Origin of the sequence: Bradyrhizobium sp. in8p8 (genome assembly GCF_000426845.1) — a bacterium.
In the GTDB taxonomy this organism is placed as follows: domain Bacteria; phylum Pseudomonadota; class Alphaproteobacteria; order Rhizobiales; family Xanthobacteraceae; genus Bradyrhizobium; species Bradyrhizobium japonicum_C.
In genome coordinates, this window is sequence record NZ_KE384580.1 from 23,893 (window position 1) to 36,843 (window position 12,951).

General features: G+C 63.1%; 13 protein-coding genes. 3 read left to right on the plus strand and 10 right to left on the minus strand.

What is annotated here, in order from left to right:
• Positions 1-2: 2 nt before the first annotated feature.
• From K408_RS0136850 to K408_RS0136870, 5 genes are all read right to left on the minus strand, one after another.
• Positions 3-704, minus strand: a complete 702-nt coding sequence (locus K408_RS0136850) for an ABC transporter ATP-binding protein (RefSeq protein WP_024343229.1) — start codon at positions 702-704, stop codon at positions 3-5.
• Complete coding sequence (locus K408_RS0136855) at positions 701-1,456, minus strand: ABC transporter ATP-binding protein (RefSeq protein WP_024343228.1); 756 nt, start codon at positions 1,454-1,456, stop codon at positions 701-703. The genes K408_RS0136850 and K408_RS0136855 overlap by 4 nt, the downstream gene beginning before the upstream one ends.
• On the minus strand, positions 1,453-2,403 hold the full coding sequence (locus K408_RS0136860; RefSeq protein ID WP_024343227.1) for a branched-chain amino acid ABC transporter permease: 951 nt from the start codon (positions 2,401-2,403) through the stop codon (positions 1,453-1,455). The genes K408_RS0136855 and K408_RS0136860 overlap by 4 nt, the downstream gene beginning before the upstream one ends.
• Positions 2,400-3,257, minus strand: coding sequence for a branched-chain amino acid ABC transporter permease (locus K408_RS0136865; RefSeq protein ID WP_024343226.1), 858 nt, complete (start codon positions 3,255-3,257; stop codon positions 2,400-2,402). Before K408_RS0136865 ends, K408_RS0136860 begins: the two co-directional genes overlap by 4 nt.
• A gap of 66 nt (positions 3,258-3,323) precedes the next feature.
• Entirely contained in the window at positions 3,324-4,511 is a 1,188-nt protein-coding gene (locus tag K408_RS0136870) for an ABC transporter substrate-binding protein (RefSeq protein ID WP_024343225.1), read from the minus strand.
• A 193-nt stretch (positions 4,512-4,704) separates the two neighbouring features.
• Between K408_RS0136870 and K408_RS40070 the strand changes: the two genes are divergently transcribed.
• Together K408_RS40070 and K408_RS44055 are read left to right on the plus strand one after the other, a co-directional pair.
• Positions 4,705-5,337, plus strand: a complete 633-nt coding sequence (locus K408_RS40070; protein WP_024343224.1) for a TetR/AcrR family transcriptional regulator — start codon at positions 4,705-4,707, stop codon at positions 5,335-5,337.
• 127 nt (positions 5,338-5,464) lie between these two features.
• Entirely contained in the window at positions 5,465-6,253 is a 789-nt protein-coding gene (locus K408_RS44055; RefSeq protein WP_283805303.1) for an ABC transporter substrate-binding protein, read from the plus strand.
• 7 nt (positions 6,254-6,260) lie between these two features.
• Here the strand turns inward: K408_RS44055 and K408_RS0136885 are convergent, their stop codons facing one another.
• From K408_RS0136885 to K408_RS0136895, 3 genes are all read right to left on the minus strand, one after another.
• Positions 6,261-7,457, minus strand: coding sequence for an iron-containing alcohol dehydrogenase (locus K408_RS0136885; RefSeq protein ID WP_024343222.1), 1,197 nt, complete (start codon positions 7,455-7,457; stop codon positions 6,261-6,263).
• Positions 7,458-7,513: 56 nt separating this feature from the next.
• Complete coding sequence (locus tag K408_RS0136890; protein ID WP_024343221.1) at positions 7,514-8,323, minus strand: alpha/beta fold hydrolase; 810 nt, start codon at positions 8,321-8,323, stop codon at positions 7,514-7,516.
• A 73-nt stretch (positions 8,324-8,396) separates the two neighbouring features.
• Positions 8,397-9,608: an ABC transporter substrate-binding protein gene (locus K408_RS0136895; protein WP_029674752.1), complete on the minus strand. Its 1,212-nt coding sequence runs from the start codon at positions 9,606-9,608 to the stop codon at positions 8,397-8,399.
• A 182-nt stretch (positions 9,609-9,790) separates the two neighbouring features.
• Here K408_RS0136895 and K408_RS40080 point away from each other — a divergent pair, with 182 nt between their 5' ends.
• Positions 9,791-10,834, plus strand: a complete 1,044-nt coding sequence (locus K408_RS40080) for an acyl-CoA dehydrogenase family protein (RefSeq protein WP_024343219.1) — start codon at positions 9,791-9,793, stop codon at positions 10,832-10,834.
• A 38-nt stretch (positions 10,835-10,872) separates the two neighbouring features.
• On the opposite strand, the gene K408_RS0136905 is transcribed toward K408_RS40080, so the two are convergent.
• A complete protein-coding gene (locus tag K408_RS0136905; RefSeq protein ID WP_024343218.1) occupies positions 10,873-12,009 on the minus strand; it encodes an acyl-CoA dehydrogenase family protein in 1,137 nt (378 codons plus the stop codon).
• Between the two features lie 25 nt (positions 12,010-12,034).
• A complete protein-coding gene (locus K408_RS0136910; RefSeq protein ID WP_024343217.1) occupies positions 12,035-12,946 on the minus strand; it encodes an SMP-30/gluconolactonase/LRE family protein in 912 nt (303 codons plus the stop codon).
• Positions 12,947-12,951: the final 5 nt, after the last annotated feature.

Sequence of the window (12,951 nt, forward strand, 5' to 3'; positions counted from 1 at the left end):
TCCTAGACGCTGATGAGGGATTCGATACGGGCGCGGTCGGCCTGCAGTTCTTCGGTGGTGCCCGACCAGACCACCCGGCCATTATCGATGACGAATTGCCGGCGCGCCAGCTTCAGTGGCACCTTCAAATTCTGTTCGACCAGCAACATGGCAATGCCTTCGGCATTGATGATGCGCATGGCCTCGATGAGTTGATCGACGATCAAAGGCGCCAACCCTTCGGTCGGCTCGTCGAGCAGCAGCACTTCCGGATTGGTCAGCAAGCCGCGGCCGATCGCCAGCATCTGCTGCTCGCCGCCGGACAGCGTATCGCCACCTTGCGAGGCACGCTCCTGAAGTCGCGGGAAAAGCTGGTAGATGCGCTGCAGCGACCACGGACCCTTGCGCCCCATCACGGTCGCGATCTTCAGGTTTTCCTCGACCGTCAGGTTCGGGAAGATCCGCCGGTTTTCCGGAACGAAGGCCAGCCCAAGGCGTCCGAGTTCATAAGGTTTCAGTGCCGTAACGTCGCGATCGCCCATCAGGCACCGGCCGCTGCGCACGGCATTGAGACCGATCGCAGCCTTGAGCAGCGTGCTCTTGCCGGCGCCATTGCGGCCGATCAGCGAAACGACCTCGCCCTCCGCCACGTCGAGCGAGACATGATGCAGCGCCTGCGCCTTGCCGTAGAAGACGTCGCAATCCTGCAGGGCCAGCGCGCTCATTCGTCGTTCCCGAGATAGGCGGCGCGCACCGCCGGGTTGGCCCTGATCTCCGCCGGTGTTCCGGACCCTAGCAATTGTCCCTGCACCATCACGACGATCTCGTCGGAGATCTGCATCACGACGTCCATGTTGTGCTCGATCAGCAGGACGGTACGGCCCGCCACGATCCGCCTGATCAGTTCGAGCGCCTGCTCGAGGCGCTCATGGCCGACGCCGGCCAGCGGCTCGTCGAGCAGCAGCACGCTGGGATCGCTGAGCAGCGCCAGGCCGACTTCGAGGGCGCGCTGGTCGCCGTGCGAGAGATTTTCAGCCGGCGCGTGGGCGAGACGCTCCAGCCCGATCTGCGCCAGCACCTTTTCAGCATCCTGACGGATCTCGGCGAAGCGGCCGGCCGGCATCCAGAACGGCTGTACGCGATAACGGTGTGCGAACGCCGCGAGCTTCAGGTTCTCCAGTACGGTCATGCCGGAGAATATCTTGGTAATCTGGAAGCTGCGACCAAGGCCGGCGCGGGTGCGCGCATGAACGGAGAGCTTCGTGATGTCCCGCCCGTTCAGGATCACCTGCCCGGCCGCCAGCGTCGCATGACCCGACAGCGCATTCATCAGCGTGGTCTTGCCGGCCCCGTTGGGCCCGATCAGCCCATAGATCCGCCCCGACTGGAAGCTGCGGCTGACGCCCGCGACCGCCTTGAGACCGCCGAACGCGACCTGGATGTTCTCGCACTGCAGGGAGACGTTGCCCGCACTCATTTCGACGCCCCCTTCCTGCCGCGTCCGAGGACGGCGAACAGGCCGGCGATGCCGTTCGGCAGAAAGATGGTGCAGAGAATGAAGACGATGCCGAGGACGCCGTACCAGTGTTCGGTAAACTGGCTGAGTTCTTCCTTCAGGACTTCAAATACGGCCACGCCGAGCACCGGTCCCAGCAACGTGCCCTTGCCACCGAGCAGCGTCATGATCAGTACGTCGCCCGACGTGCTCCAGTGCAGCATCTGCGGGCTGACATAGAACATCAGCGAAGCCAGCAGCGCGCCGCTGACGCCGGCATAGGCGCCGGAGATCATGAAGGCGCACTGGCGCAGCCGCTGTACATTGTAGCCGATCTGCTCGGCGCGGACATCATTGGCCTGCACCGCCTTCAACGCGCTGCCGAACGGCGAGATACGCAACAGCGCCATGATCGCGACGCCGATCACGAACACCACGACGAGGAAGTAGAAATAGTTGCGGTTGTTGTAGAAATCGACGCCGAAGAGGGCCGGCCGCAGCACGCCGGGAATACCGTCCAGACCGCCGGTGAAGGCCCGCAGCTTCGTGCTGGCTAGGATGTAGACGAGTTGCGCCAGCGACAGCGTCAGCAGCGAAAAGAACAGGCCCGACACACGCAATGCGAACACGCTGAGCAGGAAGGCCAGCGCCGCGCCGGCGACGGCCGCCACCAGCAGCGAGGGCAGGAAGCCGAACTGAGGCGCCAGCAGCGCCAGCGCATAGCCGCCAGCGCCGAACATGGCGGCATGTCCGAAGGACAGCATGCCGGCCATGCCGAAGATCAGGTCGAAGCCGATCGCAAGCAGGCCCCAGATCAGGATCAGGCTGATCAGGTTGAGGCTTTCCTCGCTGGTCGAAACCATCGCAAAGACGATCATGGCAGCGACGGCGGCGGCCATGAGGATCTGGTCGAGGCGGAGCATGCTCATGCCGCACGTCCCTTGCGGCTGAACAGGCCCGATGGCCGGGTCATCAGGGTGACGATAAGCAGAACAAAAGTGATCAGTTCCACCCATTCGGGCGCATAGGTGAAGCCGGCGGCGCGCGCCATGCCGAGCAGCAGCGCGGCGAAGATCGCTCCCTTGATGTTGCCGAGGCCGCCGATGATCACCACCACAAAGCAGTCGATGATCACGCTAAAGCCCATGCCGAGTTCGATCGGCACCAGCGGCGCCGCGACGACGCCGCCGAGCGCGGCCAGCCCCGAGCCGAGCGCGAACACCGCCGTGCGTACCTTCGCCACGTCGACGCCGAGCGTCTGCGCCATTTCGGAATCCGAGCTCGCGGCACGGATCACCATGCCGAGCTTGCTGCGGTCGAGCAGCAGGAACAGCAGGACGGAGACCAGCGCGCCGAAGCCGATGATGAAGAGGCGATAGGAGGGGATCTGGCTGCCGAACAGCGCAATCGGCTGCGAGAACAGATCGGGCGTCGGCACCTGCTTGTAATCCAGCCCCCAGATCAGGCGAACCGATTCCTCGATCACCAGGATGAAGCCGAAGGTCAGCAGCAACTGATAGATATGATCGCGATTGTAGACCGGCCGCAGCGTGACGACTTCCATCGCTGCGCCTAGCGCCGCGACGACCAGTGGGGCGAAAGCGAGCCCGATCCAGAACGAACCGGTCCAGTGCACAATCTGATAGCAGACATAGGCGCCCAGCATATAAAGGGCGCCGTGCGCGAAATTGATCACGCCCAGCATGCCGAAGATGAGCGTCAACCCTGCCGCCAGCAGGAACAGCAGGAAGCTCAAACTCAAGCCGATAACGATCGTCGACACGCCAGATTGGTCCGCGGTTTATAGAAGGGGGTGAGGCGTGTCCCGACGCCGGGACACGCCTCCGTTTTACGAGCAGACGTCGAACAGCTTCGAAGCGTCGAAGACGTCGGTGATCTTCATGGTCAGCGGCGGCAGCGGCGCCTGACCTTCGGTCACGACGCCCCACAGGCCGACCTGCGCGGCCTGATGATCGCAGCCGCGCATCACCTTCTTGCCCTCGAGCGAATTCTCGCGGGTGCTCTTGGCGAAGGCATCGACCCACGTCTCGCGGTCCCAGCTCTTGGTGGATTCGACGACATCGAGCCACCAGCTGATGCCGTCATAGGCCTCGCCGGCAAAGCTCGACGGCCACTCGTTGTACTTGGCGCGATAGGCCTCGACGAACTTCTTGTTGGCCGGGTTATCGACCGTGAAGTGATAGCGCACACCGGAATAGACGCCGACCGCAGCCGGACCGACGGCCGCCGCGAGGGTCTCGTCCTGCAGCACCGGGCCGAACTGGGTCTTGCTCTTGTTGAGACCGACTTGGCCGGACTGCTTGAGGAAGGTGACGGCGTCGTTGCCGGTGACGATGACGGCAATGCCGTCGGCATCGGACTTCGCCATCTTGTCCACGATGACGGAGTAGTCGCGGTTGCCGAGCGGCGCGTAGTCATTGCCGACGATCGCGATCCCGGCCTTCTTCGCCTCGGCGGCAAACAGTTCCCAGCCGTCGCGGGTCGCCTGGTAGTCGGCGGTCACACCGTAGATCTTCTTCAGCCCCTTCACCTTCGCGAACTCGATGCACATCCGGATTTCCATGCCGAGCGTGTTCGAGGTGCGGAACGTGTAGCGCGAACCGTTCGGCCGCGTGATCTTGTCGTCGGCGGAAATGGTCACCAGCAGCGGGATCTTGCGCTGGTCGGCCAGGCCCTGCAGCGCCAGCGTCGATGCCGAGCCGACTGCGCCGAACATCATCTGCGCACCGCCCGCAAGCAGGCGGGTCGCCTTCTGCACCGCGGGCTGCGGCTTGGTCTCGTCGTCTTCCCACGACACCCGGATCGGCTTGCCGAGCACCTTGCCGCCGCGATCGGCGATGGCGAGTTCGACGCCCTGCCGCATGTCCTTGCCGATGATGCCGTAAGCGCCGGAAAACGCCAGGATACCGGCGATATGAAAATCAGCCGGCTCATCCGCAGCGAGAACACCTGTCGCCGGAGCAAAAGCCGACAGCGCCGCACCGGCCGAGCTCAGCAAAAATGTACGACGATGCATAAAACCTCCCAAAAACCTGTCATTTAGATGTATCTTACTGAGGAGTAGGCTATCTCTGACCTCTAGGTAAATGTCAAGCCGCGGAGCGGCTTGCGACCTGCGGCTTGAACGCAGCCGGAGAAATGTGCATTGGAGACAGGGCGCGACGGTGTGTCGCTTCCTGCATCCTGCCGCAACTTGGGGAAGTACAGGGATGACGAAAAAACCAGTGGGGAGAAAGCGTCCCAATGTTTGGGAAAGCGTCGACCTGCGCCAGGAGCAGCACGAGGCCAAGCGTCGTCTAATCCTTAAACAGGCAGCACTTCTGTTCGCGGATCGCGGCTTTCACGAAACAACTATCGATCAGATCGCCGAAGCTCTCAATGTAACCAAGCCGACGATCTACTACTACATCGAGAGTAAGGAAGACCTGCTCTATCAGGTGGCGCATACGGCTCTCGTCGACCTCAATGAGGCCTTGTCTCGCGATCAAGACGCGAAGCTTCCCGCAATCGACCGCCTCGAACAGTTCTTCACGATGTATGGCAGACTCATACTGTCCGAGTTCGGGGTGTGCCTGGCTCTGGTCAGCGACCGCTCGCTTAACGCGCAGTCACGACGCAAGCTTCGCTCGCTCAAGAAGCAATTTGAGATCACCGTTCGGAAAATTCTCGAAGAAGGCAGCAAAGATGGCACGATCTGCGTGGACGATCCGAAAATGTTCATATTTGCCATCTTTGGTGCGTTCAATTGGGCTCCGCAGTGGTTCTCGAACACAGGCGCATCCGCTCCGGACGAAGTCACGGCTGCGATGTTCCATGTATTTCGCAGCGCTGCGGCTCGGTAAAGCAGGGCAATTGAAAAAGCGCTGGCTGGACTGACCAACACGGAAAGCAATACTGGCATACAGTTGCCATGGGTATCCGCAACACGTCGTCACCACGCTGGCGCGGATGACTGAAGCCGAAAAACCGATGCTGGGGCCATCCAATAGGTTGGCCGAGTACGCGCCCGAGCCGAACCTCGAGACCAAGAAAAAGGACGTCGTCTGGTTCGCGATCGATGATAATCGGCCGCTCACGTGCTTTGCTGTGCTGAGTTCAAGGGCGATCGTGACGCAAAATCGAAGCCTCCGGTCGACGCGCTCAAGCAGAAGCCGTGCGCGCGGTGATCGCCGCCGGTGCCATTATCGCAGCCCACAATCGCAGCGTCCAGCGCAACCGAGTTGCCCCCGAAGTCGCCCAGCCCGAGGTAAGTGTCTCGCTAAGGCCGGCAAGGAGTTCGGCGTTTCGGCCAAGCAGCAGATGATCGGTCTATTGACCCTGCTGCCGGACGTTCACGGTCTGGGCCTGGATGCCTCGCAGGGACTGCTGGTCAGCGAATCCTTCTACTGGGACATGAACGACGAAACCCGCGCCTGGTCGAAGCGCTTCTTCGAGCGCAACAAGGTGATGCCGCACATGGTGCCAGCGGGAGTCTATGGCAGCGTTCTGCATTACATGAAGGCGATCAAGGCCGCCGGAACGACCGATTCGGCTGCCGTGATGAAGGCCATGAAGTCGCTGCCGATCAACGATTTCATGACGAAGAATGGCAGGATCCGCGAGGACGGGCGTGTGCTCCGCGACTTCTACGTGTTCCGTGTCAAGGATCCGAAGGCATCCAAGGGACCATGGGACTATTACGAACAGGTCGCCACGATTCCCGCCGAGGACGCCGCGCGGCCACTGTCGGAGAGCGAGTGTCCCCTGCTGAAGAAGTAAGGTGCGGCTAACGCGCTGCGCGCAGGATCATCATGATGTCTTCGGCCGATTGGATCGGCCGAAGATTGGCTTTGACGAACGCATTGCCGAGGCCGGTTTCGGCCACCCGCGGCAGCGCGCTGTCGTCGACCGCGAGCTCCGACAGTTGGGTCGGTAGTCCCAGCGAGGCAATGAAGTGACGAACGGCATCGGTGGCTGATTTGCCGGCGGCGCCGAAAGCCGCGGCGATTTCGGCTTGCCGTTCATGTGACACCGGTTCGTTGAACGCGAGCACGGCGGGCAGCAGGACACAGGATGTCATGCCATGCGGCACGCCGGCAATCGCTCCGAGCTGGTGACCGAGTCCGTGGCTGGCGCCATATCGCACACGGCCGATGCCCGATCCCGCCAGCCAGACGCCAAGCTGGCAGCGGTGCCGCGCCTCGATGTTGGCTGGATCGGCATGGGCCGCGCTCAGGCCTTCACGCAGCAGTGCCAGACCACGTAGCGCCAACGCGTCGGTGAACGGGTTGGCGTCGCGCGAGAGAACGGTTTCAACACCGTGGTCGACCGAGCGGATGCCGGTGGAAAGCCAGAGATCCAAAGGCGTGCCTGCGCCGAGCCAGGGGTCGTAGACGATGATGTCGGGCGCAAGCGTGTCCGATTTGAACAGGTGCTTGATCCCGCTCCTTGTATCCGTTGCTCCGCCGATGATGCCGAATTCCGCCGCCGACAGCGTGGTCGGCACCGCGATGATCGGGATGCTGCGTTTGGCCGGCGAGGCCTGCGACACGCCGAGCGCGTCGGGTATCGAGCGCAGGCCGAGCAGGGCCTCGTGATCTCGCACGCCCGTGGCGACGGACAAGCCGGCGATCTTCGCCGCATCGATCGCGCTGCCGCCGCCGAACACGACAAGGAGGTCGGGCGCATGACGTTCGATGGCGGCGGTCAACGCCAGCACGACATCGAACGGCGTATGGGGCTTCAGGTCCCGAAACATCGGAAGCGCCGCCGCTCCAAGTCGATCGATCGACGCTCTGACGATCGGGTTCTCCGCCAGCGAGGAGGTGACGATCGGCAGCACACGTTGGACGCCGCGGAGCTGCGCCAGTTCGGCGACCTTGTCCTCGGCATGTGCGCCATAGTGAACAGAAGGCTGCGCCAGCATCGCCAACGCTCCGGCCTCGACGGTCCCGACAGGATGAGCGGCGTTGGAGTTGGTCATGGCGTGCTTCCTGCTGCGATCGGTGAGCGGTATGCGCGATCGATGTTGCTCGCGGGCTACAGCCGGCGCTTGATGAAGTCCACACAAGCGGAGGCGCATTCGCCCGCGCGGCTCAGCAGCAGCGAGTGGCGTTGCCCGGGGAACCACTGGATTTCAGATGTCTTCAGGCGCGCATGCAGGTCGGCGGCGAGCGATCGATCGACGAAGGGGCTGCCGTCCGGAGCCAGGATCAGAACGGGAGCGCGAATCTGGTCGAGCTGCGATGACAGGTCCTGGGTCTTGATGAACTCCGCCTGCTCGTACACGGCGCTCGGCGCGCATTCCGCCTGCAGCCGATGGACCCAAGCATAGAGGCGCGGATCGACATCGCCGTCGGCAAAGCGCATCGGCATCAGCGCGTCCGACCATGCGGCCATGCCGCCTTTGTCGATCGTCGCGCGCCAGGTATCGACCGCCTTGATACGCTTGCCGTCAAATGGAGTGGAAAGCAGAGCGCAGGAACGAATCCGCTCCGGATAGCGTGCGGCATAGCCGAGCCCGATCAGCCCGCCGAGCGATTCCCCGACGTAGTGGAACGTGTCGACATTCTCCGCGGCCAGCACGACATCGATATCGGCGAAGAAATTCGGCAATGACCAGCCATACCCTTCCGGCGTCGGCTCGGATCGACCGAAACCGCGCATGTCGAGCCGGATCACCCGGAATCCGGCCGCCAGCAGCGCCGGCTGCCAATCACACCAGGCATCGCCGGTCAGCGCGACGCCATGATGCATGAGCACGACCCCGGCGGGTTCGCGCCACGGCGCAACCAGCGAACTCGCCTGATAGAATATCTTGCCGCCGTCGGTCGAAATCGCGATGGACATCTGAGCCACTCCAATTCAGTGCGCCGCAGATCGGCAAGCCGGCGCCTGCCGATCTGCAGCCGTCATCTGCACGTCAGTTCGTCTTGCCGGAGACGAACGAACAGCCACCCTCGGACAACGGGCGGAAGGCTTCGTTGGCGGGCACGGTCGCGAGGATCTTGTAGTAGTCCCAGGGCTCCTTGGATTCCTGGGGCGTCTTGACCTGTACGAGGTAGATGTCGCGCATGACGCGGCCGTCCTCGCGGATCTGGACGTTATGGCCCATGAAATCATTGACCGGGGTCGCCTTCATCTTCTTCACGATCGCCCGGCCGGAGGTTTCGTCGGTGGTCGCAAGAGTCTTGAGATAGTGCTGCACGGCGCCGTAGACGCCGGCCTGGGCCATCGTTGGTGCGCGGCCGAACTTGGCCATGAAACGGCGGCTCCAGGCACGCGTTTCGTCGTTGGCGTCCCAGTAGAACGGGGTCGAAATCAAGAGGCCCTGCGCCGTCTGCAGTCCCATCGCATGCACGTCGGAAATGAACATCAGCAACGAGGCGAGCTTCTGCCCGGCATGAGTGATGCCGAATTCGCCGGCCTGCTTGATCGAATTGACGGTGTCGGAGCCCGCATTGGCCAGGCCGATCACCTTGGCTTTCGAGGCCTGGGCCTGGAGCAGGAAGGATGAGAAGTCGGACGTATTGAGCGGATGGCGAACCGAGCCCACGACCGTGCCGCCGTTCGACTTGACGAACTTCATCGCGTCCTGCTCTTGCGCAATGCTGCCGGAGTTGTCGCCGGTCAGGAAGAACCAGCTGTCGCTGCCCTGCTTGATGAGCGCCTTGGTGGTCACGTTCGCAAGCGCGTAGCTGTCGAATGTCCAGTGGATCAGGTTGGGCGAGCAGTATTTTCCGGTCAGGTCCGAACTCGCTCCCGCCGACGGAATGAGGATCTTGTCGCGGCTTTCGGCGAGCTCGCGCACCGCGAGAGCGACTGCCGTCGTGGTCAGGTCCACGACAAGGCCGACATTCTGATTGTCGAACCATTGTCGAACGATGTTGGCGGCGATGTCGGGCTTGTTTTGATGGTCGGCCGAGATCATTTCGACCGGCTTGCCGCGAACCTTGCCGCCGAAATCGTCGATCGCCATTTGCGCCGCGATCACCGAGCCCTTACCGCCAAGGTCGGCGTAGGGACCCGACTGGTCGTTGATGACCCCGATCCGGATCACCGAATTATCCTGAGCCATCGCCGGCGCCAACAGCAAGACGCTTCCAAGAAGCATGGCGGCCGTTCTGAGCACCATCATTCCCTCCCAAATGTCGTTTTAATTGTCGGACAATAATTGTCCGACGATGGGTGGCTTTGTCAAGCAATCAGCCGCCCTTGCAGAGCAATTTGCCAGCTTAGGCGAAGTTTGTGGCGTGCGGCGGCTTTACCGGCTGGCTATTTTGTCCGACAATGATGCGACTTTTGTGGAGAGATCAGATGTCGTCCCCAAGTGCGATAATCGAAACAACCGTCGAACGCCTGCTCGAGCGCGCCGATCTGGCATCGAGCCACGCGGCGCTTCGCGAGGGCATCTTTCCGGTAGCGCTCTGGGAAAGCGTGTTGGCGGCCGGACTGCCCCTGACCCTTGCTCCGGAGAGTGCGGGAGGGATCGGCCTCGGCTTCGACAGCGCAACGCAGTTGGCGCGGCTGTGCGGCGCAGGAGCATTGCCGCTCCCGATCATCGAGCCGATGCTGGGCAATTGGCTGCTCGGCCTCGCCGGCATCGAGCCGCGGGATAATCCGGTCAGCCTGGCATTCGGCGTGGACTCGCCGCTTCCTCTATGCGGTCGGTTTGGCAGCCAGGTTCGTTCGCATCGCGTGCCGTGGGCGCGCTGCTCCGATCTGGTGGTCCTTGCAACAGACGGGCCCGCGCTTCGGATCGCGCTGTTGCCGCTGGGCGAGAACATCGTGGTGGCCCACGACATCAACATGGCCGGCGAACCCCGCGACCGCGTCGATCTCTCGATCTGCGATGCCGAGACGACGGTCTGGCACGATCTCCCGCCCGACCTCACGGCATCGACGATCCTGGCCAGGATGGCCCTGCTGCGCGCGGCCTCGATGGTGGGCGCGATGGAGCGCGTGCTCCAGCTGAGCGTGACCTACACTTCGGAGCGCCACCAGTTCGGCCGCTCGCTGGCAAGTTTCCAGGTCATCCAGCAAACGCTGGCGGTGATGGCAACGCAGGTCGCCGCGGCGCGGTCGGCGGTCGATATCGCCGCAGTCGAATCCGATCTCGCGCGCATTGCGTTCATGGCGGCGGTTGCCAAGGCGCGCGCAAGCGATGCCGCCACGCTCGTTGCCGCATCGGCGCATCAGGTCCACGGCGCCATGGGCTTCACCCAGGAATATGGCCTCGGGCCGATGACCAAGCGGCTTTGGTCCTGGCGCAGCGAGGACGGCAGCGAAAGTCACTGGCACGGATGGTTGGGCGCGCGAGCGCGCGAGAACGGCGACCTCTGGGCCGTGGTCGCTGCCTGAGATAACCGGAATCGATGCGTGGCCCGAACGCGCTGCGCTCAGGGCGTCAGGGCCTTGCCGATGATGCCGCGCAGGATTTCGCGGGTGCCGCCACGCAGGCTGAAGGAGGGGGCCTCGAGCGTCGTACGGGTGAAATGGCGGATGAGCCTATCGTCCACCGCTGATGCCTTCTCCTCGATGAGGTCGCGGGCGATCTCGACGATCTCCTGCTCGAGGACCGCACCGAGATCCTTCACCACCGCCGCCTGCAGATTGGGCGACTGTCCTTCGCCGATCATGCCGCTGACGGACATCGACATGCCGCGCAAGGTGACGAGATGGGCGATGGCCCGCCCGATGGTCCGCTGCACTTCGGCTTCGCCGGACACCGGGAGCGCGCTCGCTTCACGTAGCAACGGCACCGTCGACATGAAACGATCGGGCCCGCTGCGTTCGAGCGCCAACTCGCTGGTGACGATCTTCCAGCCTTCGCCGGGCTCGCCGAGCACCATATCGTCGGGCACGAAGCAGCCGTCAAAGGCGACTTCGTTGAATTCGCGCTCATCCGCCAGATTGAGGATTGGAGAAATCGAAGCCGCGGGGTCCGGCAACGCGACGATCATCTGCGACAGCCCGGCATGCCGTTGCGCGCCGGCCTCGGTGCGGCACAGCACCGTCATGTACTGGGCATTGTGAGCATTCGTGGTCCAGATCTTGCGGCCCTCGATACGCCAGCCGCCTTGCTCGCGCGTTGCCCGGGTGCGGACGCTTGCGAGATCGGAGCCGGAATTGGGTTCGCTCATCCCGATGGCAAAGCAGCAGCGCCCCGCGACGATCTCCGGAAGGATGTCCCGCTTGGCCCGCTCGCTGCCGAAGCGGATGATCTGGGGCCCGCTCTGCCGGTCCGCGAGCCAGTGGCCGCCGACCGGCGCGCCGGCCGCCAGCATCTCCTCGATGATGACGAACTGCTCCACGGGCGATAGATCCTGGCCGCCATGTTTCTTCGGCCAGGTCGCCCCGATATAGCCGCGGCTACCGCACTGTTCGCTGAAGGCGCGATCGACCCGCGTCCAGGAATTCGAGCGAAACTCAGTCCCGGATGCCTGCTGCTGCATCAGGAATTCGCGAACCTCGGCCCGCTTGTGGCGGGAGGTCTCCGGCAACTCATGTGGGGTGAAGGGTGGGATTCCGCTCATCGGGCTCTCTGTCTGACGGTTCGGCCTAGACGTGGGAAAACATCTTGCGTCCCGCCGTCGGCATCTCTGCGCGCAGAATCGCGCCGGAATGAGACTCGACGATAAAGAGGGACTTGCGATCGGGGCCGCCATACGCGCAGTTGGTCGGGAAATTATCCGTGCACGATCGAATGCGGTACAGCGGTTCGCCGGCCGCAGAGAACAGCCAGGTCGCGCCCATTCCCGGATGGCAGACCGCAAGGTTGCCATCGTCATCCATCGCCATTCCGTCCGGCCCGACACCGCCGCTCATCTGGATGAAGATGCCGACCTTCGAAACCGAGCCGTCGAGCAGCATCGGCGCGCGCCAGATGCAATTGCCACGCGTGACCGCCACGAAGACGGTGGTCTCCTTTGCGTCGAGTACGATCCCGTTCGGGCTCGGTATTCCCTCGAGAAGCTTTTCGAGTTTTCCGGCGGCGCTCAGCCTGAAAACCCGCCCGCTCGGATCCTGCAGTCCGGTTTGGCCCTGGTCGGTGAAGTAGAGGTCGCCATTGCCGGCAAACACCAGGTCGTTGGGGCCTTTGAAACCGTCGATCTGATCGCGATGGACGATCGGCGAGACGGCGCCGCGCGCAGGGTCGAGCAGCAGGATGCCCTGCTTGTGATCGGCAATGAAGATGCGGCCGTCGCGGTGAATCTTCAGACCGTTGGGCTCGCCGTCATATTCGGCGACCAGATCGAACGTGCCGGTCGGAGAAATGCGAAAGATGCGGCCGAACGGGACATCGACGACGTAGAGGTTTCCGTCGCGATCGAAACTCGGGCCCTCCAGGAACGAATGCAGATTCTCGCCGCGACGTTGCAGTTTCAGCCACGGCGTCTGGCGGCCGGTCAGATGATATTTTTCCGGAAGCCTGGCAAAAACCGTTGTCTGGATCGTAGGTGCTGAAAACATCGTGG

Coding starts and splice junctions, on each gene's coding strand:
- K408_RS0136850 (WP_024343229.1), bottom strand. CDS start 704: ATGAGCGCGCTGGCCCTGCAGGATTGCGACGTCTTCTACGGCAAGGCG.
- K408_RS0136855 (WP_024343228.1), bottom strand. CDS start 1,456: ATGAGTGCGGGCAACGTCTCCCTGCAGTGCGAGAACATCCAGGTCGCG.
- K408_RS0136860 (WP_024343227.1), bottom strand. CDS start 2,403: ATGAGCATGCTCCGCCTCGACCAGATCCTCATGGCCGCCGCCGTCGCT.
- K408_RS0136870 (WP_024343225.1), bottom strand. CDS start 4,511: ATGCATCGTCGTACATTTTTGCTGAGCTCGGCCGGTGCGGCGCTGTCG.
- K408_RS40070 (WP_024343224.1), top strand. CDS start 4,705: ATGACGAAAAAACCAGTGGGGAGAAAGCGTCCCAATGTTTGGGAAAGC.
- K408_RS44055 (WP_283805303.1), top strand. CDS start 5,465: ATGCTGGGGCCATCCAATAGGTTGGCCGAGTACGCGCCCGAGCCGAAC.
- K408_RS0136885 (WP_024343222.1), bottom strand. CDS start 7,457: ATGACCAACTCCAACGCCGCTCATCCTGTCGGGACCGTCGAGGCCGGA.
- K408_RS0136890 (WP_024343221.1), bottom strand. CDS start 8,323: ATGTCCATCGCGATTTCGACCGACGGCGGCAAGATATTCTATCAGGCG.
- K408_RS0136895 (WP_029674752.1), bottom strand. CDS start 9,608: ATGGTGCTCAGAACGGCCGCCATGCTTCTTGGAAGCGTCTTGCTGTTG.
- K408_RS40080 (WP_024343219.1), top strand. CDS start 9,791: ATGTCGTCCCCAAGTGCGATAATCGAAACAACCGTCGAACGCCTGCTC.
- K408_RS0136905 (WP_024343218.1), bottom strand. CDS start 12,009: ATGAGCGGAATCCCACCCTTCACCCCACATGAGTTGCCGGAGACCTCC.
- K408_RS0136910 (WP_024343217.1), bottom strand. CDS start 12,946: ATGTTTTCAGCACCTACGATCCAGACAACGGTTTTTGCCAGGCTTCCG.